Genomic DNA, 23,394 nt, shown 5'->3' with positions numbered 1-23,394 from the left:
TTTTTGGGTGGTGTCTCTCTGTTTTCATTGGGTAGAGAATGTTTTTTCAATACAGTCTGGATAAAATTTTGGTTTATTCCAGAAGCAAATGATGTATTGTTGGTTTGTGATGAAGATTGAAAATTAAATGATAAGCAAAATATACACAAAATCACGATTTATTTGTGTTTTTTTGGTCGTCTTCATATCATATGCTCTTGTTGTTTTTATTGATCCTCATATTTTAGATGATGGTGACGCTTTTTTGCATGTTGCTGCTGGGCAATGGATTTTGCAGCATCATGCCGTGCCTCAGACCGACCCTTTTTCCTATAGTTTTGCTGGCATGCCTTGGGTGGCGCATGAATGGCTGGCAGAAGTATTGATGGCGTGTGCCTATGGCTGGACCGGTTGGGGGGGCGTGCTGATTCTGACGGGTCTGGCGTATGCATTGGCCATGGGGAGTATGGCGGTCTTTTTTGTACAAAGAGGCGCCAGTCTGTTGTCTACTGCGCTTGTGTTTGCGAGCAGTTTTGTCCTGACGCTCCCATCTTTACTGGCAAGGCCACACATTCTGGCGTTACCGTGCTTTGTCATATGGAGCATTTTATTGCTGAGCGCCCGGGAAAAAGGGAATGCTCCCCCACCTTGGCCAAGTGTGTTCATTCTTCTGATCTGGACAAATCTGCATGGTAGTTTTGCAATCGGTTTGTCCCTGATCTTCCCCTTTGCTTTGGAAGCCATAGTGGTGGCAAAGCACACGCGCCTGCATGTCATGGGTGCTTGGGTAAGATTTTTTGCGTTGTCCTGTGTGGCTGTAGCTTTCTCGCCCAACGGTTGGCGTGGCCTGCTTTTTCCGGTGCAGTTGGTGATGATGCCGCAACTGACATCAATACGGGAATGGGCACCCATGCACTTGCAACTGACCGAGCCATTTGTGCTGATCTTTTGTGCGCTCGTGTATGTTGCCATTACCCGGCGGTTGCGGCTTTCTCCTGTGCGGTGGCTGCTTGTTGCGGGCTTTATATATCTTTCTGTCCGTCATGTGCGTTATGAGCTGCTGGCGGCAGTGTTTGTGCCTTTAATTCTGGCGTCTCCTTTGGGTAAACTGGCGTCTGGTCATCAAGGGGTGGGCGGCGTGTGGCATGTGTCGGCCATGCAATGGCTGGCGCTGGTGGGGGTTGTGGGTGGGCTAACAGAGTTGCGCACGGCTTTTCCGTTTGTTTTGCCTGATGGACCCTCGTCCCCTCTTGCCGCTTTGGCGCGTGTTCCCGAAGAACTGCGCAAATTGCCCGTTCTGAATTCATACAGAATGGGAGGTTTTCTAATTTTTGAGCACATCAAACCGATTATGGATGGTCGGGCTGATATGTATGGCAATGCCTTCATGAAAGAGTATCTGGCCCTGATGAAGGGCGATAAGGCCTTGCTGCAGGCATGGTCCCGTGAGTTCGACCTGCGTTGGGCTTATTTGGAGCCCACAGAAAAACTGGTCAATGTGTTGGATGCCGACCCACAATGGAAGCGTCTTTATACAGACAAGTATGGGATTGTGTATGTGAAGGAAAAATTTTCCAGAATAGACTATAATTAATAGTCGTCTTATGGATTTATAGGCACAAAATTAGACTTAAAAAATTGCACCCAATGACCTTGTTTTTAATCCGGTGATCTCCGCAGCGTGGAGGTGAGAATAAATAATGGTTAGATATTCGATTTATGTATTAGATTGTTATGCATGGGAATCGATGTAAATATCCCTTTTTTGAGGGGGCGGGTCTATGCAAAAAAAATTATGGTTAAATATACTTAACCATGATTGATTATTTGCGGAGGAGTAATTACATTTGCTATTAAGCGAAACGGCAATTTTCAAAAAATTTTGCCAAGTAAGGAGTCTTTGCAATGAAATTTTTCAAAATCAGTTTTGCGCGCTGCGCCCGTGCGCTTTCCGGTGACCGTAAAGGTGTTACGGCGCTTGAATACGGCCTGATCGCGGCATTGATTGCTGGTGTGATTATTGCGTCTGTTAAATCTATCGGGACGAACCTGAACACCCAGTTCGATAAGATTGCGCAGAACATTCCTGCAAGCTGATCATTGGCGTAATGGCCAAGCTTGTTTAGTTTAGGTTTCAAGTTACAGTCTAAATGGGGTGAAAGTGTCTTTATTCATTTTGGCACTTTCACTCCTTTTTTTTGCCGTGGTGACAGACATCCGCGCGCGCGAGATACCGGATTGGATTTCTGTGGTATTCTTGCTTATGGGCCTCGTTCGGTTACCCTATCATGGGTGGGGAGCGCTGGTCGGGGCCTGTGTTATTTTTAGTTGTGCGTTTGGGTTATGGCTGGCTGGTTTTATGGGGGGAGGGGATGTAAAGTTGATAGCGTCTTCTTCCTTGCTGTTCCCGCCGCTGTGGCAGATACAATATATTTTGGATATTGCGGTTATGGGCGGGGTTCTGGCAGTTCTGTATCTGGTTTTACGGAAGGTTGTCTCTGTGCCTGCAACGCCTTTGTATGGACGAACCCTGCGCATTGAATGCTGGAGAATACGTAGGGGCTTTGCCCTGCCGTATGCAGTGGCCATAGCCGCGGGGTTTGTTGTGGCTGCTCTGCAGGGTGGTTTTCTATGAATCCTCGGGTATTGCTGATTGCGTTTCTGGCCGTTGGCGGTATTGGCGGTCTGCTGTTTTTTCGTGCTTTGATGCGTCCTGTTGAAAAACCGGCTGGCCCGCCTCCTGTTCCAACAGAGCAGGTTATGGTGGCAACACGCACCATCCATGCGGGTGATTTTGTGCGCAAAAACAGTAATATTGCCTCCCGGGTGTTTCCTGTGCCCAAGGTGCCTTCTGGTGCCGTGCTTGCTACTCCTGCCGATCTGGATGGGGTTGATGGTGCGATTGCACAGGAGGAGATCACGCAGGGGGGTATTTTGCGGTCCTCCCAGATTGTCCGGGTGAATGCGCCGGGTTTTCTTTCTGCCGCCCTTAAACCCAACATGCGCGCGGTGAGTGTGCAGGTTTCTCCCGTCAGTAGTGTGGGGGGCTTAGTGCAGCCAGGCGACCGTGTTGACCTGATTCTAACTCAAACCATGCATGCATCAACAGGCGCTCAGTCCGTGAGCGCCCGTGGCATTGCATTGGGGCTACGGGTTATCGGTGTTGATCAGTCCTTGTTCCCCGAAGACTTTGGGCCGCATGATCCGCGGAATGACAAAAAAGCCAAGGAGCCCCGACCAGCCACCTTCCCCACAACCGTTACGCTGGAAGTTACAGCGGAGCAGGCAGTTGCCATTAACGTGGCGGCAGACATGGGGCACCTTTCTTTGGCGATTCGGTCTTCTCAGGGGGATGAGAACACGCTTGCATCTGTTGTTCAGGACAAGCAGATTGGTGAGGTTGCAACCGTTAATGAGAGTGGAGCAACGGTCCGGGTTTATAACGGTACAGCAGGCTCAATAAATGTTCAGTTTTAAGAAGGTCATTTTTTCATCTCTGGCCATAACATTGAGCGTAAGCCCCAATCTGGCTGAGCTGCAGCCGAGCGCGCATGCTGCGGGTGTTACGGAACTCTCCCGGTCGGAAATCGTTTTGGCCAATGGCGCAGGGCGTGTTGTCAAGTTGCCAGCCAATGCTGCCAGCCTGTTTTCGGCTGATCCAAAGGTGGCGGAAGTTCGGCCCGCAAGCCCCCGTAGCTTTTTTGTATTTGGTATTGCGCCGGGGAATACGACCGTAGAGGCAACCAATACTGAAGGGGACGTTATTGCACGGTATATGGTGCATATTGTGGCCTCCAATTACAACGCGGCCCTCCTGAAGCAGAAATATGGGGCCACTACGCCAGATGTTTCTCTCGTCCCGTTGCCAGATGGCATAGGAATAGAGGGGCAGGCACCTGACCCGCAGACCGCCCAGAAACTGGTCGACCATGCCAAGTCCCTTGCTGGTAAGGATGGGTATGTGGCGGACTACACGACCATTCCAGGCTCCGTTCAGGTTAACCTGCGTGTGCGCATTGTGGAAATGGACCGGACATTGGTGCGTGAGCTTGGGGTGGAGTGGCAGAATGTTAACGCTCTGGGTACGTCTGTCGCCGTGGCGGCAGCAACACAGAGCCCACTTGCCGCAGCGACCACATTGCAGAGCAGTATCGGCATTACATCGCGATTCAATGTCGGTAAAACGCCGGTGACTATGGAAAGTGTCATAGATGCGCTGGCTCAGGATGGTCTGGTCCGTAGTCTGGCCGAGCCAAACCTGACTGCCATTAGCGGCCAGCCTGCCAGCTTTCTGGTGGGGGGGGAATACCCCATTCCAACGTCCAGCTATGGCGGCAATACAACTGTGCAGTTCAAGCAGTATGGTGTTTCGCTAGGGTTTGTTCCAACAGTTCTCGGCGATGGACGGATTAACCTGCATGTGCGGCCCGAGGTCAGTGCTCTTTCCAGCGAAGGTGCCGTAACTTACCAGAACGGTACAAACTCCGTGCAGATTCCTGCCATTACCGTGCGCCGGGCTGATACCGTTGTGGAACTGGGGAGTGGGCAAAGTTTTATTATTGCCGGTCTGTTGTCCGATAGTACCAAAATGAACACGACTGGCCTGCCATGGCTGGGCGATATTCCAATTTTGGGTGCGCTTTTCAAATCCAACAGTTTTCAGAAAAACGAATCCGAGCTTGTGATTATTGTCACACCGTATCTGGTTAAGCCGGTTGATAATATTAGTGCTCTGCACACCCCGGACGAAGGATGGGTCGCCCCAACGGATCTGGAGCGTGTGTTCCTTATGCGGCAAAGTGGCACGGATGTCCGCAAACAGCGGGGCTGGCAGAAAATGGATACTGGCGATGCTGGTTTCATGGTGGAGTAGTCAACATGAATCAGTTTTTTGCCTTTATGACCAAGAGCGTTAGCCTGCTGGCATTGTCTGGCCTCTCTTTCGCCCTGTCTGCCTGCTCAAGCATGGACCCGCTTACGCAGCCTTATACTTGGCGTCCATTGCATGTGTACGATGCGAATATCGCGGCTCAGGTCGAGAGAAAGTCTGACCTGTATGAAGGGCGGCATCTTGGTCCGAGCGATGGCCACCGCGCTGCCGTTGCCGTGCAGCGCTGGAGGGACGACAAAGTACGTAAATTGCCAGATACAAATGTGGCGCAAGTTCAAAGTAACAGTGCAAGTAGCGCAGGTGGCGATGGTGGAGATTCTGGTGGGCCGGGGAACTAACCGCTGTGTCTGAAGCACGTAACCAAAATCCGAACAGGCCTGAAGCAGAAGAAAACAAGATTCGTGTTCTTGCGTTAGTGCAAAGCGCAGAAACCGAAAGCATGTTTATCGACTTCATCCACAGCGTATGCCCCGATGAAGGTGAAGTGCTCCGCATGTCGCTTGAGCACTCAATGGATTATTTGGAGAAAAACGAAGCACCACCCTACGTTATTGTTGATATTGGCGGTTCGTCCGACCCCATTGCCAGTGTGCGCGATATTACGGGAATTGTGCCGCCAAGTGTTACATTGCTGATTGTGGGGGATAGGCAGGACGTCGACTTTTATCGTGCCATTACGCATGGTTTTGGTGTGTCGGAGTATCTGTACCACCCGCTTGTTCAGAACCTTGTTGTCCGCTTTTTTGGCGGTATTATCCTGCATGGGCAGAAATTTCGTTCCGCAGCCAATGGCGGTAGTTTTGTGCTGATGACGGGGGTCAGGGATGGTGTTGGCGTTTCAACCATTCTGGCCAATTTGGGCTGGTGTGTTGCAGAAGAACTGAAAAGGCACACGCTGCTTGTTGATTTCAATTTGCAGGCCAGCAAACTCGGCATTCTTCTGAATGCAGAAAACAATAGTGGTTTGCAGGCAGTTTTGGAAACGCCAGATCGTATGGATGGCTTGCTTATTGAACGAAGCACGCAAAACATATCGGAGCGGTTGCATCTACTCGCAGCGGTTGGGCCTATATTGAACAGGCCCCGTATTGCCCCGTCTACCTCCAAAGCTCTGATAGAGTTTGTTCGTACAAAATTTCATTTTATTATGGCTGAATCCAACTGGCGAGATGGAGATATGTATCTCGCTTTGCTGGAAGATGCACAGCAGCTTATTTTTGTGCTGGATCCAACGCTTATTTCCATTCGTGATACGCTGCGCGCCATGGCTGCGTTGCCACAGGGGGCGCTACCAACCCGTCCAATTTTTGTGTTGAACAGTTATGGTCGGCCGGGAACGCTGTCCATGGACGAGATTTGTAAAAGTCTGAATTTACAGCCAGATGTTGTTATTCCTTATTTACCCAAGGAGTTTGGTGAGGCCGAAATTAATGGCCAGCCATTGGTCACGCAGAACAAACAGTTTTACAATGCCATTCTCCAACTCGCCCAGACCGGGCTTTCCGTGCACATTCCCGGGCAGCATGAATATAATGGGTGGCGGAGTCGTATAGCGTCCTATTTCTCCAAGTTCAGGCGGAAGTAAGTCCATGGCGAGTGACAATGATGGAGACCGGGTCGGTCGTTTGAAGCGGCTTCAACTCCTGCAAACTCAGGCTGAAACCAAGGTTGAGCAACTTCCGGTTGTTCCGGAAGAACCCGTAGAACCTGAACCAACTGAACAGACCCTGACGAATGAGCAATGGTTAACATTGCGTAGTTCGTGTCTGACGCAATTAGACCCTGCACTTATTTTGCCATTGTCTGCCGAGCAGCTGGCAAGTGCTATTGAACGGGTTGTAGATCAGGTTGCAACGGATCAGCGGATTCATCTCAATCTCCGCGAACAGAAAGAAATTACATCCGAGCTTGTGAATGACATCAAGGGGTTGGGGCCAATCCAGCCACTTTTGGAAGACGATAGTATTAATGATATTCTGATTAACGGTCCCAGCCGGATTTTTGTTGAACGAAAAGGAAAAGTCGCGCTTACTCCTGTCAGGTTTCGTGATCAGCGGCATCTTATGTCTGTTTGCCAAAGAATTGCGACAGATATGGGGCGCCGTGTTGATGAATCCAGTCCCATGGTGGATGCCCGCCTTAAGGATGGATCCCGTGTTAATATCGTTTTTCCACCTTTGGCGTTGGATGGTCCCTATGTTTCCATCCGTAAATTTGCAAAACAGAAAATAGATTTTGCAAAAATGGTAGAGGCAGGGTCCTGCTCTTCAAGTCTGGCTAAAATTCTGGAAATTGCGGCACGTATTCGGCTGAATATTATTGTATCAGGCGGCACAGGTTCGGGAAAAACAACGCTCCTGAATGCACTTTCCCATTTTATTGATTTTGGAGAGCGCGTTATTACGGTAGAGGATGCAGCAGAGCTACAATTGCAGCAGCCTCATGTTGTGCGGATGGAAACACGTCCGGCCTCCCTTGAAGGGCGCGGCGAGGTGTCCCAGAGGGATCTGGTCCGTAACGCCCTGCGTATGCGACCGGACCGTATTATTATTGGGGAGGTCCGTTCAGCCGAAGCGTTTGACATGCTTCAGGCTATGAACACGGGCCATGATGGCAGCATGTCGACCATTCACTCCAATAACGCCAAAGATGCCATTACCCGTATTGAAAATATGGTGCAAATGGGCAGCATGTCCCTTCCTTTATCTGCAATCCGCACCCAGATTGTGGGGGCAGTTGATCTGATTGTGCAGATTGGACGCCAGAGGGACGGGGTGCGCCGCATTGTTCAGGTGAGCGATGTTGCTGGTCTGGAAAATGATGTTGTTGTTATGAATGATATCTTCCGTATTGCTTTTGATGGGGAAGATGAAAATGGCGCCCTGAAAACGCATTATAATGTTTCGGGAACCCGCCCCAGTTTTTTTGAAAAACTCCAATATTGCGATATGGATCGGTTGTGGAACTCTGCTCTTTCTGAGGCGCGACTATGAATTCCATCCAATTATTTGGTGGTATTTTTTTTCTATTCTGGTTGGTGGGCGGCGCATCTATATATTATACAATGCAGGCTCAGGAAAAAAGAATATTACGCATAAAAGAAACACTATCATCCTATGTCAAACTTCCTGTTAAAGAGGAAGAAATTAGTGTTTATGTTTTTTCAAAAAGAGTAAATGAAGTATTATACTATTTTTTGCATAACATACTTAATTTCAAAGTCGCTGAATCATCTATAAAAAACAACAGATCAGTGTTTTTTGTTGCTGTTTTTGTTCTGTTGATGGGGTTTATCGTTATATTCTACATTCAGGAGTACATGCTTTTTTTGGCATGGCCTTTTGTCTGGGTATTTGGATTTCGTTTTTTTTATACATGGATTGGAAAAAGATACCGCCAGAAGCTTTATGACCAACTGCCCGAGACAATCGGGATGCTGGTGCGGGACTTGCGGGTTGGTATGCCTTTGTCGCGTGCGGTGCAATTGGTCAGTAAGGAGGCGAGCGAGCCAACCGCGTCGGAATTTTGTAAAATTATGCAGGATATTGCTGTTGGGGCGAGTGTTCCGGGTGCGTTTACCAAACTGAGTGAACGTATTGAGATGGAAGAATATAAACTGGTGGCCATTGTGGTCAATTTACAGGCCGAAAGTGGGGGAACCATGGCGGATATTATGGCCAGCCTTGAAAAAACCCTGCGCAGCCGCATGGATATCCGCAAGCAGGCTATTGCGGCTTCCAGCGAAGCAAAAATGACAAGTTATATACTTTTGGGTCTGCCCATTGCTGTGGCAGTATTTATGAAGTTCCAAAGTCCTAATTATTTTGACCCGATCTTTACCACAGATAGAGGTCATTTTGTTTTGGCGCTTGCCGTTGGGCTATGGTGCACTGGATTGCTCTCTATCAAGATTTTGATCAGTAAAGTGCTGAGGTAGAAAAAGTGTCTGTTCAGATTATCATTGGATTTGCATTATTTTTCTTCCTTGGCGTTCTGGGGGTTTTATACAACCAGAGCGCAAAAAAATTCCAATATAGGAAAAATAGAATTCAGGCCGTTTGTGATAGTGTTGTTAAAGATAAGAAGTCTGGAAATAAATTTGATTTTTATCATATTTTGTCAAAATTTGGTCAATTTATTATAAATGCCAACGTAATACCGCAAAAAACAGTTGATGAGATGTTGCGGTCTATTTCAAAAAAACCAGAATTTAGTGGGGGTGCTTTTTATATTTTTATGGGGTCCAAGGTTCTGTTTTTTTGTATTGGTCTGGTAATTTCTCTTTATTATTTCTTTTTCAAAGACACCGGAATAATCTCGCATATTGTTCTCCCCATTGCCTTTCCTATTGTGGGGATTGTCCTTCCGGATTTTATTTTGAACTCTTTGCATAAGAAGTATTTGGAGGGCGTGGAAAAAGGCATGCCGCAAGCGCTTGATCTGCTTATTATCTGCGCAGAGTCGGGTATGCCTATGGAGGTTAGCATGATCCGCGTTGCCAGGGACATGCAACAACTGAATAAGGATGTCGCGAACGAGTTTAGGCTGACAGTGCAGGATATGCAGCTTATATCTGACCGTTATGAGGTGTTCAGGCAAATGGCCAGAAGGACGGGGTTGTCGGTTATGAAGCAGCTCTCCTCCATCCTCATTCAGTCGTTGGAAACAGGAACCCCACTGGCAGAGGCGTTTAGAACCTTATCTGCGGATGTCAAACAGGATGCTATGCTGCGTTATCAGACGCGTGCGGCGCAGCTACCGGTTTTTATGACAGTGCCAATGATCGTGTTTATTCTGCCGGTTCTGTTTATTGTCGTGCTGGGGCCGGTTGCAGTACAGTTTATGAAATAAATAGAGCGGTAGAGACGCAGTCTGGAGTGCCAATATGTCTATAATTTTGCGTTCGCAGGCGGGGCTGATTGCAAGTTTGCTCATCGTACTGGCTGGCTGTTCGGCTGACCGTAAGGCTGAGCAAAAAGACCTGAAAACGGCGAATGTTGAAATGGATAATGGTGCGCCTATGGCGGCACTCAAGCTGCTTCAGCACCGTGTGCAGTCAAACCCGGAGGATATTCCCACGCTGCTTGCGCTTGGCCGTGCGAATGCCGACTTGGGGCGCTACCAGCCTGCCATTCTGTTTTTTAAGGACGTGTTAGCCAAAGACCACAACTCTGTTGAGGCCATGAAAGGGCTGGCCAGAATAGATCTGAAGCTCATGCCCGACCGTGCCCTAAGCCGCTTGCAGGATATGGTCAAACGCTTCCCGCGTGATCCGCAGGTCTGGACCGACCTTGGGGTGGCCTATGATTATGCAGGCCAACACAAGCAGGCTCAGACCGCGTATTACACAGCCATGAAACTAGACCCGCTGCTGATTGCGGCGCAAAGCAATCTGGGTTTTTCCTATGCTTTGAACGGCCAGTATGATTCGGCTCTGTTCATGTTGTCGCCTCTGGCGGCATCGGCGGATGCAACGCCCAAAATTCGTGCCAATCTGGCCTATGCCCAGTTTATGTCCGGGAACGTCACAGCAGCGCGGCAGACGTTGCAGCATGATATGTCTTTGGCACGGGCAGAAAAGGTTTTGGACAGTTACCGCCAATTGGGTTCCAAGCATGGTTCGCTCTAAAACCGACAGGAAAGGGGTTGCCGCACTCGAGACAGCCATTGTGTTGCCTGTCTGTTTGGGGATGATGTTTGTTCTTCTGGAGACGGGATGGCAGATTATTACTGACTTTGCTTTTCAAAATGGTGTCCAGAATGCCGCTCGGTTTTTAGAAACCGGTTATACAAATGATGGACAGAATAATTCTGGCTCCTCCTGTGTGCCCACGCAGGAGTTTTTGCAGACACTCGTCAGTCAGGGGGCAGAAGGCATGATTGTGAGCACGGGTGTGATCATTCAGTCTTTGGGAGCCGATGCGGCCATTGCCAACACTGTGACCTATCAGTTTAGCTACAAGCAGCCATTTTTAACATCATGGGCATCCACAATAGTGCATGACACGGGTTGGACTCATACGGAAAAGGTTTTGGTGCATGATGAACAGAGTCAAAACTGTTCGGCGGCGTCTTAAAAAAAAGCAAGGCAGCGTTGTTATTGAGGCTGCCTTGTTTTTTATTGTGACCGCTGCTCTCTTAACCGGCCTTGTCAAGTTTGGCTCTGAGCTTAATGAATACTATCAGATCAATGCCTTAACAGATCATGTCGGGCAGATTGTGGCCCGAGAGAACACCGTTTCATCAGAAAGTGTTCAGGCTGTTTTGGATGATGCAACATCGTCTAACATGACAACGCTAAAAGGCGCGACGCTGTGCGTTATGGTGACCATAGACGGCAAATTGAGCCTTACGGTGCCATCCGCCTGCTCCTGTTCGGCCGCACAGGGCGTTAGTGCCACTTCTCTGACGCCGTCCTATGTTGTGGTTGCTGGGTGTTCAACTCATTTTCTGAGCAGTTCCATTTTCCCTACAGGAGCTACACTGAGTAATAACTAACATGAGCTTACCTGCCACAGGCTGTATGGCGTGGGCAGGTCAGATTCTGGAAATGGCGTAAAAGAGATATCTACTACGGCTATTACTTTGTGCAGATTGGCGGCCCACTAGAATCTGAGGGGCTGGTGCAAGTGTAGTTGAAAGAGTTACCGGTTGAGCCGGGGCCTGAATAGGTGGTCTGCTTGACGATAATTTTGCTTGTATCCGATAGCTGTACGTACAGGTTTGAATTCCAGTTGGGAAGACTTGAGATATCCAGAGTACTCCCGCCGCTCAGTTTATAAGTGCTACCTGTAATCACAGAGCTTGTGACAAAGTTCATGGTCGAACCACCAGATAGGGTGGCGTAGACATTGTTCTGGGGAGCGCTGGTCATTTTTGCACCATTACTCAGATAGATTGTACTATTTGAGATGGTCCACCCAGCGCTAACGTTATCATAAGTCCAGGTCGAATTATCAATAGAGAGCGTCATACCGCTTATTGCCGTCGTTCCCTGATTATAGAGCATGACGGTCGATTTATTGGTCAACTTTATTATCGATGTTGAAGGGAGCATAAGGCTCCCTTGAAAAGACGAACCATCAGAAAGGGTGAGATTGAGCGGCCCGTGAACCTGGAATTGACCACTGACACTGGACTGGCCCGAAATATTGACGGTTGCTTTGTCTGTGCCCGAGTTGGATAGCACGGGAGTGCTGGCCGAATTGCCAGTATTAATGGTCGTTCCGTTTGTAATGTTCAGGGTGCCATTGTTAACATCGAAAGCGGTATTGTTGGTGCTGGCAATATTGAGGTTGCTAATGGTTACGGGCAAGGATGTATCGTTTGTAATGCCCCCACCAACGACATGAATGACTTCTGCTGGTGTGAGCGCACTGCTCAGGACTGTGCCGCCAGCTAAATATAGCTTTCCGCTTGTGTAGATTGGAATATTATCAATAATCGTGCCTTGCATATTGGTATTATTACTGACGCAAAGGTAGTAGGAGTTCTGGCACAACCTTGCACCCTGCGTTCCGTTCATGGTTACAGTGCCCGTAACATTAAATGTGTTAATGCTTGTGCCCCCACCATTGGCAACAATTGATGTGGTGTTTGTCCAGTCGGAAGAGGCGCAGTTGTTCTGCACCGGGCCACTCATGATGAGTGCTTTATCGCTGGAAACCAGCGAAAGCGTGTCGAGATAAGGGTTATACTGGCAATTATTGTTCTGTGTTTTGAACTGGTACATCCATGGTGATGTATCCTGATCATCATCTATGGAGGCGTAACCTGTGGCGCTAATGCTGGAGGGGGCAAAGCCAATGGTTTTTTTCAGGTTCACCGTGCCAGTGACCATTATTTTCTTCGTCGCGGAATCATAAGAGCAACTTACAAGCGTGGGCGTGGACGTGCTTAAAAAGCCATTGCTTGTAATGTTGGAGTTTAACACCGCGTTCATGGCATCGGTGGACTGGCAGGCCGTTTCCGGTGTTGCATTGGCGGCATTGACCTGTGCAACCAATGCTGCGGCGTCCACGCCGGTTTGCAGGCGTTGTTTTACAACGTACGAACGTCCAAGGTCTATGGCGCCGCTTGCCAGCACAAGCAGAACCGGCAGAGCAATTGCTGCAATAATAGCAATAACACCCTTGGAGTCGAAACGCCTTGCCATGCTCGTGCGTGTCCTTTTTCCTGTATTCAGCGTGCCATCAAATACCGTTTGTCAGACTAGGAGCTGAATACACTGATGTGGCTAAATGCTTTGATTATAATATGGTTTTAATCAGGCTGGCCGGTCTGTTGCATCAAAACGGAAAGGCTCGCCCATCGCTTTGTCTGCCAGTGTTCCTTCCCACATAACCTGTTGCCCACGAATAATGGTGCCAATGGGTCTGCCGGTCAATGTTTCACCCGTGAAGGGAGACCAGCCGCAGCGCGATGCCAGCCAGTCCTGCTCTATGGTCCAGCGGGCTTTCAGGTCCACAATGGTCAGGTCCGCATCATACCCGACCGCAATGCGCCCCTTGCGCACCAGACCGAACAGGCGCTGCGGGCCTGCGGATGTCAGATCGACCAGACGGCGCAGGCTCAGGCGGTGGTGGGCCACGTGGTTGAGCATAAGGGGGAGCAGGGTCTGCACGCCCGGCATGCCAGAGGGGGAGGCAGGGTAGGGTTTGCTCTTGTTCGCCAGACTATGGGGGGCGTGGTCGGAGCCGATCACATCGGGCATGCCCTGCGTAACCCAGTGCCACAGGCCATCGCGGTGTGCCGCGGAGCGGATGGGCGGGTTCATCTGGGCAAAGGTGCCCAGACGTGGGTAGGCGTCCTCAGCCGCAAGGGTGAGGTGTTGGGGGGTGAGTTCACACGTGGCAATATCGCGGTGCTGGGCGATCAGTTCCAGCTCCGCAGGGGTTGTAATGTGCAGGATATGCACACGTCGCCCGGTTTTGCGCGCCAGATGCAGAACGCGTTTGGTGGCGCGCAATGCGGTCTCATCATCCCGCCAGACAGGGTGGGAGGAGGGGTCCCCCTCCACGCGTTCACCCATGCGTTCGATCAGCCGTGCTTCGTCCTCGGCATGGATGGCGACCCGGCGCTGGCCGGAGCGTAGGACACGTTCGAGCATGGCGTCGTCCGAGACCAGAAGGCTCCCGGTGGAGGACCCCATGAACACTTTAATACCCGCCGTGCCGGGCAGTTTTTCCAGTTCCCCGCATTGCTCGGCGTTATCGGATGTGGCTCCAACATAAAATGCATGCTCGCACCACATCCGGCCTTTTGCACGGGCCAGCTTGTCGGCTACGGCTTCTGGCGTGGAGGTGGTGGGCTTGGTGTTCGGCATTTCAAAAACGCCAGTGACCCCACCCAGCACGGCAGAGCGGCTGCCTGTTTCAAGGTCTTCGTATTCCACCGCACCGGGTTCACGAAAATGGACCTGTGTATCAATCACGCCGGGCAGGATGGTCAGGCCCGTGCAGTCGATTACCCGCGCCGCATCGGCCGTGCCGCCAATGGCGCTGATCTGGCCGTTGCGCACATAGACTGTTGTTTCCACCGTGCCATCAGGCAGAACAACGGAGCCATTCTTGAGTGCGAGATCATGGGCCTTTTGCGGGGCGTTCTGTGCGGATGCGGCCATGAGCTTTGGTCCTTACTTGTCAGCTTTTGGGGTGGTGCGTGTGCGGGTGCGCATGGTCACCAGTTCCTCGGCCGAGGTGGGGTGAATGCCAATGGTGCGGTCAAAGTCGGCCTTGGTCAGCCCGGCCGTTACGGCAATGGCAACGGCCTGCAACATCTCGGGGGCTTCATCACCCAGAATATGCACGCCTACGACCTTCTGGCTTTGCTGGTCCACCACCAGCTTCATCACTGTTCTGCGCACGCGGCCTGCCAGTGTGTAGCGCATGGGGTTGAAGCGGGTGAGGTAAATATCCACCGCACCGTTTTGCGTGGCTTCTTCTTCCGTCAGCCCCACCGTGGCAACGGGGGGGGAGAAAAAGACAGCCTTGGGCGTGGTGGCGTAGCACCACTGGCGCGGCGGAGCCTTGCCATACAGGCGGTCGGCCAGATTATGCCCTTCCGCAATGGCTACGGGGGTCAGGTTAATGCGGTCGGTTACGTCCCCAATGGCGTAAATGCCGGGATGTGTGGTCTGGCTGTTGGCATCCACCTGAATACGGCCATTATCGGCGGTTGTAATGGATGTGTTGCCAAGCCCCAGCGAATCAATTTTGGGGCGGCGGCCCGTGGCCATGAAAATACAGTCAGCGCTCAGGCTCTGCCCGTTATCCAGTGTAAGAACCAGTTCTGGCCCATTGCGGGTAATGGCGGTGGGGTTGGCGTGGCGGTGCTGGGTAATGCCGCGTGCCTCTATGGCCTCAGCCAGTGCTGTGCGCATGTCCGGGTCAAACCCGCGCAGGGGGAGGTCCCGGCGGTAAACAAGGTCCACCCTGGACCCAAGGCCTGCAAAAATACCGGCAAATTCAATGCCAATATACCCGCTGCCAATCATGACCACGCGTTGCGGGCGCTGTGGCAGGGCAAAGGCTTCGTCCGAGGTAATGGCCAGTTCAGCGCCCGGAATATCCAGCTTGGTGGGGGTGGAGCCAGTTGCAATAACAATCCGTTCGGCCGTGACCGTTCGGGGCTGTTCCGTGGGAGCAAGCGGGGAGGGGGTAATCCGCAGCGTATGCCCATCCACAAATTCGGCATGGCCGGTAAAGAGGGAAATCCCCGCTTTTTCCAGCATGGAAACATAGATGCCATTCAGGCGCGTAATTTCGCGGTCTTTGGCGGCTATCAGGTCTGGCCAGCTATGGGTGCCGGGGGCGGTGGACCAGCCAAAGCCGTGGCTGTCTTCCACCATATCGGCATAATCACTGGCCATGACCATAAGCTTTTTGGGCACACAGCCAAGATTGACGCATGTACCGCCCCAGTGGCGGCTTTCCACTACACCCACACGCGCACCATGGCTGGCGGCAATGCGGGCGCAGCGGACACCGCCGGAGCCAGCTCCAATGACCAGAAGATCAAAATCATACGTCATGGGGCAGGCTCCTTTGGTGCTGGTAAGGTTTTTTACGGTAAGGCGGGACAATCCTTACCGTTCGGCAAAGGCTTTTTCCACCACGTACGCGCCGGGGGTGGACATATTGCCTTCATCAAACCCGCGGGCCTGGAGCAGGGCTTCCGTATCGGCCAGCATTTCGGGCGAACCGCAGATCATCACGCGGTCATGCTCGGGGTCGAGGGCGGGAATGTTCAGATCTGTAAAGATCTTGCCGCTTTCGATCAGCTTGGTAATGCGGTCGGTCACGGCAAAGTCTTCACGCGTGACGGCCGGGTAGTAGAGCAGCTTGCCCGAAATGTCCTCGCCAAGGAACTCGTGCTTGGGCAGTTCGTGGCGGATGTGGTTGGCATAGGCCAGCTCGCCCGAAATACGCACGGTGTGGCTGAGGATAACATGGTCGTAGCGCTCGTAGCACTCCGGGTCCTTGATCAGGCTCATAAAGGGCGCCAGACCCGTGCCGGTGGACAGGAAATACAGGTTGCGGCCGGGGCGCAGGTTGTCCAGCAGCAAGGTGCCGGTGGGCTTGCGCCCGATCAGAACCGTATCACCCACTTTAACGTGGCGCAGGCGCGAGGTCAGCGGGCCATCGGGCACGGCAATGGAGAGGAACTCCATTTCGTCCGCATAATTGGGGGAGGCAATGGAGTAGGCGCGCAGCAGAGGCTTGCCGTCCACTTCAATCCCGATCATGGCGAACTGGCCGTTTTCAAACCGCAGGCCGGGGTCACGCGTGGTGGTGAAGGTGAACAGGCGGTCGGTCCAGTGGTGCACAGTCAGCACCTTGGCCGGGTAGAGGTGCCCATACTCCTTGGTAGGGGGAGCAAGGTGCCACACACCGTCCTGCCCTTCTACCGGCAGCAGGCTGCTCGGTACTTCAGAGGCAGACATCCGGGGGAGAACGTCGTTATCAAGAATGGTTTCAGACATGGACCGCTTTGTACTCCGCTTATAGCAGATCAGATAGATGGCGCGCTTTTGCCCAAAGGGGGCAGTGCTTCAACAGGCAAAAGGCAACCCTGGTGCTTTGGCGGCGTTTTTAAGGGGCAGGCGCGTGGGACGCCAGTGCAAATTCGTCACAAGACGTGTTCCTGCTTCACACAGCAGGGCAGGAACAGCCTCGGTTGGAAGCCACAAACCGCCATTGGCGGGCACAATGGGCACAAGGTGGCGGCCATATCAAGCGTATATTGCGCGCCCACCCCCGATGTTGGGGGGCAATGTTTGATTTTTCCATGAAGTATTGGGCAAGGGCCATTGTTCCGCCGCGCGGGATGACGCAAGAAGTAGGGTATGACGTCAGATAGCCCCGCCTCCCCCGCGCGTGAAGCGCTTGCCCGTGCCGTGGCCCATACGGGTCTACAGCCCGAACCCAAGGAAGAAACCGAGGTCCTGCGCCGGATTGCCCGCGCACTGGAACCCGGTGCGCGCGAGGTCCCGGCCGAGGTCTATCGGGCCGCATTGTGCCAGATCCGGCGTAAAAAATGGATTTCCCGCCTGCTGGACCGTACGCGCCGCAGTGGCCGAATCTGGATCACGCGGGAGGAAATAGAAGAGGCGGTCGGAGGGATTACCGACCCGAGTGCGGATGATCATGCGCTGGAGCATGCTCTGGCTCCGGTCAGTCTGGCACGCCTGCGTGGGTATGGGGCATCGCCCCATGCCGCATTTGCCGCCATTCAGGCCGATCTGGTGGATATCGGGCGTGTGCCCTCCCCCGCCCAGACCGACCTGCTGCTTATGGCCGTGGCTATTGCCTTTGACCTGCCCGAAGGCGACCCGTTCCTGGAGACGGCGCGCAAGGAGGAGGCCCAGCGCCAGCGCGCGGTCAGCCGGATTGAACAAAACGCCCAGAACCGGCGTGAGCAGGAAGAAGAACAGCTCAAGGCGTGGGAGAGTAGCCTTGTTCCGTTTAACGAGGTGCCCCGACTCCTCCACTGCTCGCACCGTGAAGCTCTGCGCTGGATTGCCGAGAATCGGTTGCCAGTGGCCCGTAAGGTGCAAGAACCCGGTGGGCGGGAACGGTGGGAGTTTGACCCCGCAGCCCTTGTGGCCCTGCGCGCCAACCTGTCCGAATGGCGCAGGGATGAGCGCGGCCCTGCAACCGGGTCGGGCAAGCCCAAACACGCGCCGGATATGGGGCGCAAGGTTGCCAATGCCGTTATTGCCCGCGTGGCGGCGCTGGACAAGTACGCGGCCCATTTTCGCACCGCGCGTGCGCTTAACCGCCAGATTACACTGGTCACAGGGCCAACCAATAGCGGCAAGTCCTACACAGCGCTCAACGCGCTGGCGCAGGCCGAAAGCGGGCTTGCACTCGCCCCTCTGCGCCTGCTGGCCCATGAGTTCCGCGAGGCACTGGCAGCCCGCGGAGTCGAGGCCTCTCTCTCCACCGGGGAAGAACGCATTGAGGTGCCGGGCAGCAGGCATTTGGCCGCAACGGTGGAAATGTGCCCCTTCTACAGCCCCGTGGATGTGGCTGTGATTGATGAAGCCCAGATGCTGTTTGATACAGACCGTGGGGCGGCATGGACTGCTGCCATTATGGGCGCACCCGCACGGCACCTGTACGTGTTGGGAGCGCCAGACTGCATTCCCATGGTGCGCCGGATTGCCGAATTGTGTGGTGACCCGCTGGACGAAATCTCGCTTGAGCGCAAAAGCCCCCTCAGGGCTGCCAGCCAGCCCGTGCGGCTGGCCGACCTTGGTGCGGGGGATGCGCTTATTGCCTTCTCCCGTAGGGAGGTGCTGGACCTGCGCGCAGCCCTTATGCAGCACGGCAAGCGTGTGGCTGTGGTGTACGGTGCCCTCAGCCCCGAAGTGCGCCGGGCCGAGGCACAGCGCTTCAACAATGGTCAGGCCGATATTCTGGTCGCGACCGATGCCATTGGTATGGGGCTGAACCTGTCCATCAAACGGGTAGTGTTTGCAGCGCTCAAAAAATACGATGGTCGCCAGACCCGCGACCTGACCGTGCAGGAGGTCAAGCAGATTGGCGGGCGTGCTGGCCGCTTTGGCAAGCATGAGACGGGCGTTGTGGCCGTGCTGGCAGGGGCTGGTAGCCCCAGCTTTGTGCGTCGCCAGTTGGATGCGGACGCCGAAATGCCAGAGGACCTGCGCCCTTACGTGCAGCCGGACGCGGATATTGTTAAGGCCGTTGCGTCCGAAATTGGCTCGCAAAGCCTGTATGGTGTGCTCTCACGCATTCACAGGGCCGTTTTACGCAAGGATGACCCCAATTACCGCCTGTCGGATATGGAACAGGCCTTTGCCATTGCCTCGGCGCTGGAAGGGGTGGAGGGGCTGGACCTGACAACCCGCTGGTCCTACGCCATGTGCCCGGTAGATGACCGCGATAACGGGATCAGGCGTCTGGTCGGCTGGGCTGCGGACCACGCCGCTGGCCGCCGTGTGCTGCCACCGGGTACAGGCCCGCTCCCCGCAGCCGAACGGGCCGGGCGGGAGGAGCTTGAACGAGCCGAAAAACGGCACAAGCGGCTGGTGGCATGGCGCTGGCTGGCGCTACGCTTCCCCACCATTTACCCCGACCGGGAAGAAGCGGAAGACACAACCCGTAAGCTGAATGACTGGATCGAACGCGTTCTGCGCCAGCAGAGCCGTGCGCGCCGCTCTTCACACGGGTAGTGGGGGTTGCACGGCCTTTACCAGGCCGTGTTGGTCAACCGTTCGGAAATATTCCACAGGCGGGCGGCAAGGCTGGCCTTGCGCGCGGTGGGCGGTACAATGGCCGGGCCGGGTGGGCCACGGCGTTCGCCCACACCTTGTGGGCCGTAATAATCTCCATCCCGCGCATGGGGGGAGAGAGCCGCGTAAAGCAGGGGTTCCGCACCTTTGGCGGCGGACTGGCCAATAACGCGCAATATGGCCGAACCAAGTGTTTGCTCAATCATGCCCAAAGGTCTGGGTAGGGTGGATGCCTGCCCGTTGGCTACAATGGATGTGGCGGCCCATCCGGGGTGTGCTGCGCGGGAGTGAATATTCCACCCCTGTTCCCCCGCCCTGCGGGCCAGTTCCTGTGCGAACAACAGGTTGGCAAGTTTGCTCTGCTGGTAAGCCCCAAACGGGCTGTAGCGGTGGCGGGCTTGCAGGTCATTGAAGTGGATGGTGTTTTTGCCTGCCGCCAGACTGGCTACGGTGACAAGAATCCCCCCACCGGGGGCCGCTTCGAGCAGGGGGCGCAAATGCGCGCTGAGGGCAAAGTGGCCCAGATGGTTCACCCCGAACTGGAGTTCAAACCCATCCTGCGTTTCCATGCGCCGTGTGGGCGCCATGACCCCGGCATTGTTGATCTGAATATCAATCCGGTCCGTTATGGCGGCAATGGCCTGAGCGCACTCGGCGACCGAGCGGAGGGATGCCAGATTGAGCGGAAGCAGGGTTACATCCGCCGCAGGGCACGCTGCCAACAGGCGGGTGAGCGCGTTTTGCCCTTTTTCGGGGTTACGAACGGGCAGGATCAGTTTTGCACCACGGTGGGCAAGGCCTGATGCGGCCTCAAACCCCAGCCCACTATTGGCGCCGGTTACCAGTGCAACACGCCCGTGCAGGTGCGGGTGTGTGTTGTTAACCCGCCACGGGGTGCGGCCCCTCATGCCATTGGCTCTTTGAGCTGCTCATCCTGTTCTGCTGCCAACATCGCTTCCTCCGTCAGACGTTTTTCATTGTGCTTGATGAACATGAACAAAACGCCAATGACCACCAGAGTTGCGGCCCCAAAACCCACGGCCAGCCAGCCGGAGAGTTTGGCAATTTCGCTGCCTAGCAGATAGGCGCATGTTGTGTATCCACCTGCCCAGAACAGGCCACCAAGCGCGTTATAGAACAGGAACGTATGCCAGGGCATACGGTTCGCTCCGGCCAGAATGGCGACAAACATCCGCAGGATGGCCACAAAGCGGCCAAAGAAAATAACCGGTCCACCATGTTTGAGAAAAACATACCGCCCCAGCAGCAGCCGCTCGGGGGTCAGGCCAAAACGTGGGCCGTGCTTGCGCAGAATACCAAGGCCCAGACGGTGGCCAATCAGATAGCCCAGATTGTCCCCCATAATCGCGCCCGTAACCCCAGCCACAATAATGCCCTCGATCTGGAGCTTGTGGGTGGTCGCGCAAAAGATCGCCCCTGTAATCAGCAGACTTTCCGCAGGCAGGGGCAGGCCCATGCTTTCGAGCATAACAACAACGCCAACCACCCCGTAACCATAACGGGTGAACAGGGTTGTCAGGTAATCAAGCGAAAAAATGGATTCCAGAGCGTGTAACAGAACAGACAATCCAATTCAGAGACAACATCATCAGGAGTGTGGAGGAGCAGAGTCGCTCCTGTCATGTCAAGCCCACAGTAAAATAACCAGAGCGATTGACTGTGCCTAGCATGGAATGCACGGCGGCACATGCCTTTCCGTTCAACGTGTTTTGCATGATAAACTGGGAGCATGATGGAACAGAACAGTGCTCATGCTCAAGTGCTCCAGCCCATGCGGTGTGGTAGCTGGCCCTCCCCTGTTACCGCCACTCTGGTGGCGGGTAAAAGTCTGACCCTCTCGGAGGTACGCGCAACAGGCCAGAGTGTATTCTGGCTGGAGCGCCGTCCGGCGGAGGGGGGGCGCACGGCCCTCATGCGTTGGGCGGAGCCAGAGGGCGTGAGCGAGGTCCTGCCCGTACAGGCCGATGTGGGCACCCGTGTGCATGAATATGGGGGAGGCGCATACGCGGTGGCGCCCCAAGGCATTGTTTATGCGGACAGGCGCACCGCGCAGGTCTGGCTCTTGGTTGGGGCGGATACAACGCCCCGGTTGCTGGCAGGTGCGGACGGTCTGCGGTTTGCTGACCTGCGGTTTGATCCGGCAGGGACTACGGTTCTGGCCGTGCGCGAGGACCACAGACAAGCGGGTGAGCCACAGGGTGCTCTGGTCGCTCTTGGTGGGGCGGTGGCGCCTGAGGGGCTGGTACTGCAAAGTGGTGCGGACTTTTATATGTCTCCCACCTGTTCGCCCGATGGGGCGTTGCTGGCATGGATTGAGTGGGACCACCCGAACATGCCGTGGGACTCCACGCGCTTGTGCATGGGCCGCATTGCGCGCGGAGCGGACGGAGCCATTCTCGGGCTGGATGATGTGCAGGTTCTGGCCGGGGCTGCTGGCGGCGAATCGCTGGTGGAGCCACGTTGGACGGCGGATGGCCGCTTGCTGGTTATTTCCGATTGTTCAGAACTGTGGAGGGTGTGGGAGGTCGTGCGCCAGCCAGCCCCCCATCTGGTGGCGTATGCCTTACCTGAAGGGGAGATTGGCCAGCCTGCATGGGTGTTCGGGCAAAGCAGCTATCAGCCACTGGCGGATGGCGGGTGCGTGGTCCTGAGTGTGCGTGATGGGGAGGGGCGGTGTTTTGTGCGCGCGGCCTCGGGTCAGGTGCAGGCTTTTGCCGGGCATCCTGACCAGTGCCCTGTTGCGTTGGCGGATGGTCGGTTTGCATGGATTCAGGCCCCAGCGGATGCCCTGCCTGCCGTGGTGGTTGGTACTGCCGCGCAGGGGGGGCAGCAGGTCCTCTGCCGCGCCGCCGTGCTGGATCTGCCCAAAGCGGATATATCCTGCCCCGAATCGGTCCGCTTTGCTGTGGATGGGCTGGTTGGCCAGCCGGGCCATGCTTTTTTCTACCCGCCAGCCAGTCGCTCTGCCTGCGTGCCAGAGGGGGAAAAACCACCCATGATCGTTCTGGTGCATGGCGGGCCGACCGCGCGGGCGCAGGATGGTTTTTCCTTTAAGGTACAGTGGTGGACATCGCGCGGGTTTGCCGTGCTGGATGTGAATTATGGCGGGTCCACGGGGTTTGGGCGGTCATGGCGGAACCGGTTGCAGGGCCAGTGGGGTGTTGTGGATGTGGCGGATTGTGTTGCGGCCTGCCAGCATATGGTTGCCACAGGCCGTGTGGACCCGAAGCGAATCGCCATTCGTGGGTCCAGTGCGGGTGGTATGACCGTCTTGCTGGCGCTGGCGGTATCCGACCTGTTTGCAGCAGGTGTCAGCCTGTATGGCGTGACGGACTTGCGCGCACTGGCGCAGGAAACACATAAGTTCGAGGCCCGGTATCTGGATGGTCTTGTTGGTCCATGGCCCGCGGCGGAAGGTGTGTATGTGGCGCGCTCCCCTCTGTCCGTTGCCAGCCAGATCAAAGCACCGGTGCTGCTGTTGCAGGGGACGGAAGACAAGGTTGTGCCTCCGGCGCAGGCGCATGCCATGGCGCAGGCCCTACGGGCCGCTGGGGCCTCCTGCACGTTGCATGAGTTCCCCGGTGAAGGGCATGGCTTTCGCAAGGAGGCCACGATCCGTCAGGCGTGGGAAATGGAGCTGGCGTTTTATGGCAAGGTCTTCGGGTTTGAGCCAGCACCTCCAACCGATACCTGAGTAAAGACCACACGCCGAATCGACAGAAAAGCCGGTGCATTTGTGATGCAC

General features: G+C 54.4%; 21 protein-coding genes. 15 read left to right on the top strand and 6 right to left on the bottom strand.

Annotated elements, in window-relative coordinates:
• Nucleotides 1–286: 286 nt before the first annotated feature.
• The 13 genes from AABE20_RS11835 (at nt 287) to AABE20_RS11775 (ending at nt 11,368) form a co-directional block, all read left to right on the top strand.
• Nucleotides 287–1,573: a hypothetical protein gene (locus tag AABE20_RS11835; RefSeq protein ID WP_338333250.1), complete on the top strand. Its 1,287-nt coding sequence runs from the start codon at nt 287–289 to the stop codon at nt 1,571–1,573.
• A 311-nt stretch (nt 1,574–1,884) separates the two neighbouring features.
• Nucleotides 1,885–2,076, top strand: a complete 192-nt coding sequence (locus tag AABE20_RS11830; RefSeq protein WP_338333249.1) for a Flp family type IVb pilin — start codon at nt 1,885–1,887, stop codon at nt 2,074–2,076.
• A gap of 58 nt (nt 2,077–2,134) precedes the next feature.
• Nucleotides 2,135–2,614, top strand: coding sequence for an A24 family peptidase (locus AABE20_RS11825; protein WP_338333248.1), 480 nt, complete (start codon nt 2,135–2,137; stop codon nt 2,612–2,614).
• Nucleotides 2,611–3,456 carry a Flp pilus assembly protein CpaB gene (gene cpaB, locus AABE20_RS11820; protein WP_338333247.1) on the top strand — a complete coding sequence of 282 codons (846 nt, stop codon included), beginning with the start codon at nt 2,611–2,613 and terminating at the stop codon, nt 3,454–3,456. Before AABE20_RS11825 ends, cpaB begins: the two co-directional genes overlap by 4 nt.
• Entirely contained in the window at nt 3,443–4,852 is a 1,410-nt protein-coding gene (locus AABE20_RS11815) for a type II and III secretion system protein family protein (protein WP_338333246.1), read from the top strand. Before cpaB ends, AABE20_RS11815 begins: the two co-directional genes overlap by 14 nt.
• Nucleotides 4,853–4,857: 5 nt before the next feature.
• Nucleotides 4,858–5,208: a hypothetical protein gene (locus tag AABE20_RS11810; RefSeq protein WP_338333245.1), complete on the top strand. Its 351-nt coding sequence runs from the start codon at nt 4,858–4,860 to the stop codon at nt 5,206–5,208.
• Between the two features lie 101 nt (nt 5,209–5,309).
• Nucleotides 5,310–6,455: a CpaE/TadZ family protein gene (locus AABE20_RS11805; protein ID WP_338333244.1), complete on the top strand. Its 1,146-nt coding sequence runs from the start codon at nt 5,310–5,312 to the stop codon at nt 6,453–6,455.
• A 4-nt stretch (nt 6,456–6,459) separates the two neighbouring features.
• Nucleotides 6,460–7,863: a TadA family conjugal transfer-associated ATPase gene (locus AABE20_RS11800; protein WP_338333243.1), complete on the top strand. Its 1,404-nt coding sequence runs from the start codon at nt 6,460–6,462 to the stop codon at nt 7,861–7,863.
• Nucleotides 7,860–8,807 carry a type II secretion system F family protein gene (locus tag AABE20_RS11795; RefSeq protein ID WP_338333242.1) on the top strand — a complete coding sequence of 316 codons (948 nt, stop codon included), beginning with the start codon at nt 7,860–7,862 and terminating at the stop codon, nt 8,805–8,807. Before AABE20_RS11800 ends, AABE20_RS11795 begins: the two co-directional genes overlap by 4 nt.
• 5 nt (nt 8,808–8,812) lie before the next feature.
• Nucleotides 8,813–9,721, top strand: coding sequence for a type II secretion system F family protein (locus tag AABE20_RS11790; RefSeq protein ID WP_338333241.1), 909 nt, complete (start codon nt 8,813–8,815; stop codon nt 9,719–9,721).
• Nucleotides 9,722–9,755: 34 nt separating this feature from the next.
• On the top strand, nt 9,756–10,499 hold the full coding sequence (locus AABE20_RS11785; protein WP_338333240.1) for a tetratricopeptide repeat protein: 744 nt from the start codon (nt 9,756–9,758) through the stop codon (nt 10,497–10,499).
• Nucleotides 10,423–10,947: a TadE/TadG family type IV pilus assembly protein gene (locus AABE20_RS11780; protein WP_338333239.1), complete on the top strand. Its 525-nt coding sequence runs from the start codon at nt 10,423–10,425 to the stop codon at nt 10,945–10,947. The genes AABE20_RS11785 and AABE20_RS11780 overlap by 77 nt, the downstream gene beginning before the upstream one ends.
• A complete protein-coding gene (locus AABE20_RS11775) occupies nt 10,910–11,368 on the top strand; it encodes a hypothetical protein (RefSeq protein ID WP_338333238.1) in 459 nt (152 codons plus the stop codon). The genes AABE20_RS11780 and AABE20_RS11775 overlap by 38 nt, the downstream gene beginning before the upstream one ends.
• A gap of 82 nt (nt 11,369–11,450) precedes the next feature.
• On the opposite strand, the gene AABE20_RS11770 is transcribed toward AABE20_RS11775, so the two are convergent.
• The 4 genes from AABE20_RS11770 to AABE20_RS11755 form a co-directional block, all read right to left on the bottom strand.
• Nucleotides 11,451–13,025, bottom strand: coding sequence for a TadE/TadG family type IV pilus assembly protein (locus AABE20_RS11770; protein ID WP_338333237.1), 1,575 nt, complete (start codon nt 13,023–13,025; stop codon nt 11,451–11,453).
• Nucleotides 13,026–13,136: 111 nt separating this feature from the next.
• On the bottom strand, nt 13,137–14,492 hold the full coding sequence (locus AABE20_RS11765; RefSeq protein ID WP_338333236.1) for a dihydroorotase: 1,356 nt from the start codon (nt 14,490–14,492) through the stop codon (nt 13,137–13,139).
• Between the two features lie 12 nt (nt 14,493–14,504).
• On the bottom strand, nt 14,505–15,902 hold the full coding sequence (gene gorA, locus AABE20_RS11760) for a glutathione-disulfide reductase (RefSeq protein WP_338333235.1): 1,398 nt from the start codon (nt 15,900–15,902) through the stop codon (nt 14,505–14,507).
• A 54-nt stretch (nt 15,903–15,956) separates the two neighbouring features.
• Entirely contained in the window at nt 15,957–16,853 is an 897-nt protein-coding gene (locus AABE20_RS11755) for a ferredoxin--NADP reductase (RefSeq protein WP_338333234.1), read from the bottom strand.
• A 363-nt stretch (nt 16,854–17,216) separates the two neighbouring features.
• Between AABE20_RS11755 and AABE20_RS11750 the strand changes: the two genes are divergently transcribed.
• Nucleotides 17,217–19,568 (top strand): helicase-related protein, encoded by a 2,352-nt coding sequence (locus AABE20_RS11750; protein ID WP_338333233.1) that lies wholly within the window; start codon nt 17,217–17,219, stop codon nt 19,566–19,568.
• A gap of 17 nt (nt 19,569–19,585) precedes the next feature.
• On the opposite strand, the gene AABE20_RS11745 is transcribed toward AABE20_RS11750, so the two are convergent.
• Both AABE20_RS11745 and AABE20_RS11740 read right to left on the bottom strand, forming a co-directional pair.
• Nucleotides 19,586–20,536, bottom strand: a complete 951-nt coding sequence (locus AABE20_RS11745; protein WP_338333232.1) for an SDR family oxidoreductase — start codon at nt 20,534–20,536, stop codon at nt 19,586–19,588.
• Complete coding sequence (locus AABE20_RS11740) at nt 20,533–21,117, bottom strand: DedA family protein (protein WP_408740923.1); 585 nt, start codon at nt 21,115–21,117, stop codon at nt 20,533–20,535. The genes AABE20_RS11745 and AABE20_RS11740 overlap by 4 nt, the downstream gene beginning before the upstream one ends.
• A gap of 261 nt (nt 21,118–21,378) precedes the next feature.
• Between AABE20_RS11740 and AABE20_RS11735 the strand changes: the two genes are divergently transcribed.
• A complete protein-coding gene (locus AABE20_RS11735; RefSeq protein ID WP_338333231.1) occupies nt 21,379–23,343 on the top strand; it encodes an alpha/beta hydrolase family protein in 1,965 nt (654 codons plus the stop codon).
• The last annotated feature ends 51 nt before the right edge of the window (nt 23,344–23,394 follow it).

Source organism: Acetobacter zythi, from assembly GCF_963921165.1.
Classification (GTDB): Bacteria; Pseudomonadota; Alphaproteobacteria; order Acetobacterales; family Acetobacteraceae; genus Acetobacter.
The sequence above is the reverse complement of the archived record's forward strand: the minus strand, read 5'-3'. Positions and strand labels throughout refer to the sequence as shown.